This window comes from Pseudomonas sp. Sample_21, from assembly GCF_004307525.1.
Classification (GTDB): Bacteria; Pseudomonadota; Gammaproteobacteria; order Pseudomonadales; family Pseudomonadaceae; genus Aquipseudomonas; species Aquipseudomonas atacamensis.
Window position 1 is genome coordinate 39,278 of the sequence record NZ_RCNZ01000022.1, and the last position, 2,754, is coordinate 42,031.

The following is a 2,754-nucleotide window of genomic DNA, read 5'->3' on the forward strand; positions in this document are numbered from 1 at the left end:
ACGAAATCGGCGGCGTGGTCGACGTGATCAAAGGCATCGCCGACCAGACCAACCTCCTCGCCCTCAACGCTGCGATTGAAGCGGCGCGTGCCGGCGAAATGGGCCGTGGTTTTGCGGTCGTGGCTGACGAAGTCCGCCAACTGGCGCAACGCACCAGCGAATCCACCGGGCAGATCCATGCCCTGATCGCCAAGTTGCAGCAGACCGCCTCCAGCGCCGTGCAAACCATGGAAGCCGGCCATCGCCAGGCCGAAGAAGGCGTGGCGCGGGTCCTGGAAGCGGATCAGGCACTGGTCGGCATCAGCGAAGCAGTGGCCAACATCACCGACATGACAACGCAGATCGCCGCCGCGACCGAAGAGCAAAGTGCCGTGGCTGAAGAGATCAGCCGTAACATCAGCAATATTTCGGAGCTGGCGGATCAGACGTCCGAGCAAGCGCACAACTCGGCGTTGCTGAGTGAAGAACTGACGAAGACGGCAAACACCCAGTATTCGTTGGTGGCGCGGTTTAACCGCTGATTGCTCTAGCAGGATAAAAAAACCGGACAGCTAAAGCTTCCGGTTTTTTTATTACCTGAAACAAAAAAATAAGCGAAAAGCACATTCTGCGAACTATGTCTAGCTGACAACTCTGACAGTAGACAACATTTTAGAAACTGAATATCTATGAATTACCGTCCGATCAATCGACGGGATCCCCCTACGAGACAGAAGGATTTCATCGTGAGCTTCAGAGATTTTTATAACAAAAATAACGTCCCGCAGATAAATAACTTCGAAACAGAGGACAACGAATTTCAGTGGCAGATCGATTCTTTATCAACCGAAGCCCAAAGAACATTATTCTATAACTCAAGCACGACAACTGATAACTCATGGATATTTTACGGCTCCGTAGGCACCGTTGATTCAGAGGATCTTTTTGGTTTTATGCTCGCAGTGCCGTATATCAACGAGGACATCCTGGAAGGCACTTATACGCTTGCAGCGGGCTTGTACTGTGACCACAGACATTCAATAAAGAAGGGCGAACTTAAAGGCTGGCGAGTTATCGCGGCGGGTGATGCGACACTGAGCATTAAGCTGGATCCTGTAAAAGGGACTGTTGAAGGCGAATTCGAAGCGACATTTGCAAAAACAAAACCCGACGAAACCCCCGAACAAATAAGACCCAAAGGTACTTTCAATTTAAAAAGAGATGATCTGAAAGCCAAACAATATTTTGAGGCATTGCCGGATATTGTTTGATATACCGCAAAGAAATAGCGGGAAGTTGGCCTGTGATTTTGGTGTCGTCTGGGATGCCGCTTTCGCGAGCAAGCTCGCCCCCCCCCATTTGGACCGGGTGCATCAGTAAGAGGCCGGTTGGTCGTCAGGCCAACATCGCGAGCAGGCTCACCCTACATCCGATATGCGGTGACCACAGATATGTGCCCGACGACGATCCCCTGTGGGAGCGAGCCTGCTCGCGAAGAGGCCATAAAAGCCAGCGAACTTATTGAGGCAGCTTCAGTTTGTCCAGTAACCGATTGACCAACAGTTCGTTCAGCATGATCACCTGTTGCAGCGCCAGCAGCGGTTTGCGCTCCGGGCCGCCTATCGAGTTGGCGATGTTACCGGCCATGGCATGGGCGTATGAAAGCGACTCGCAGGCCTCGACCAACAGGGTTTCGTCATCCAGCGTGGGGTCCACGACATAGATCGGGCGATATTTTGGAGAGCTTGGTGGAGCGGCCAGATCTTCGGGTTTGAGGTAGTAATCGAGGGCGCGGTCGGTGGCTTCCTGGATTTTTTGCGGGTCGAGTGCGCGGTCGTGGGAGGGTGGCGGGTTGGGGGTGACTTTGAACATGATGAAACTCCTATTGCAGATTCAAGGAGCCATCACCTTCGCTACCAAACGAGGGTGGCGGCCATACGCGGGTTGGTAGACCGGCTGCAATAGGAACCCGGCGCCCGCGAACGAGCCCCACGCATGACCACCATATAAACCGAGCCCCCAAAAAAAGGACGGTCTGAAGGCGTAGACATACGGCCATTACAGACGGGCTACCAAACCCGATCACTGCTTTTTGTCAGTGACCGAGAAACGATATAGCCAACCTCATGGCGCGTAAGCCGGCGGATTCTGGCGTAGGCGTAGGCAATGGCGCAAGGAGTTGTAGCCGGGATGGCGTAACGGGTCGTGTAGTTTCAACGGGGGTATTTGATGATGTTTAAGTGCAGGGATTGCCTCTGACAGTCAGGTGGTTTGAGGTCGTCTGGAAGAGCGCTTTCGCGAGCAGGCTCGCTCCCACATTTGGATCGGGTACATCAGTGAGGGATTGGTCGACTTGGAGGCTGCCATCGCTGGCAAGCCAGCTCCCACAGGGATTGAGTCCGGCCGGTAGATAGTGGTCGGCTGTCAGGCCGCCTTCGCGAGCAAGCTCGCTCCCACAGAAAAGCAAAACAGCGCAGCTGCCCGCGGCAAAGCCGCACCACTCAACAATGAGCGTTAGCTCGAGTGCTCTCCCACAGGGATTGAGTCCGGCCGGTGGATAATGGTCGGCTGTCAGGCCGCCTTCGCGAGCAGGCTCGCTCCCACAAAAAGCAGAAAAGCAAAGCAGCGCAGCTGCCCGCGGCGAAGCCGCCCCACTCAACAATGAGCGCAAGCTCGAGTGCTTTTGATCTTGATCCACCGGCGACGTCGGAAGGCTGAGTGGAGGGATTGATCCGGGGGTGGGAGCGTAGCGACCGTCTGGCGCAGCCAGACACA

At 54.8% G+C, this 2,754-nt stretch carries 3 protein-coding genes; 2 read left to right on the top strand and 1 reads right to left on the bottom strand.

The window, feature by feature from the left end; translation table 11 throughout:
- The coding region (locus D8U71_RS01775; protein WP_241664191.1) for a methyl-accepting chemotaxis protein at positions 1-521 on the top strand (521 nt) is incomplete at its 5' end.
- 204 nt (positions 522-725) lie between these two features.
- Positions 726-1,250 (top strand): hypothetical protein, encoded by a 525-nt coding sequence (locus tag D8U71_RS01780; RefSeq protein ID WP_130887039.1) that lies wholly within the window; start codon positions 726-728, stop codon positions 1,248-1,250.
- 247 nt (positions 1,251-1,497) lie between these two features.
- Here D8U71_RS01780 and D8U71_RS01785 read toward each other — a convergent pair whose 3' ends face one another.
- On the bottom strand, positions 1,498-1,851 hold the full coding sequence (locus D8U71_RS01785) for a hypothetical protein (RefSeq protein ID WP_016773880.1): 354 nt from the start codon (positions 1,849-1,851) through the stop codon (positions 1,498-1,500).
- Positions 1,852-2,754: the final 903 nt, after the last annotated feature.

Bases quoted from the DNA above. Each gene is read 5' to 3' on its own strand.
- D8U71_RS01785 (WP_016773880.1), bottom strand. From the start codon at position 1,851: ATGTTCAAAGTCACCCCCAACCCGCCACCCTCCCACGACCGCGCACTC.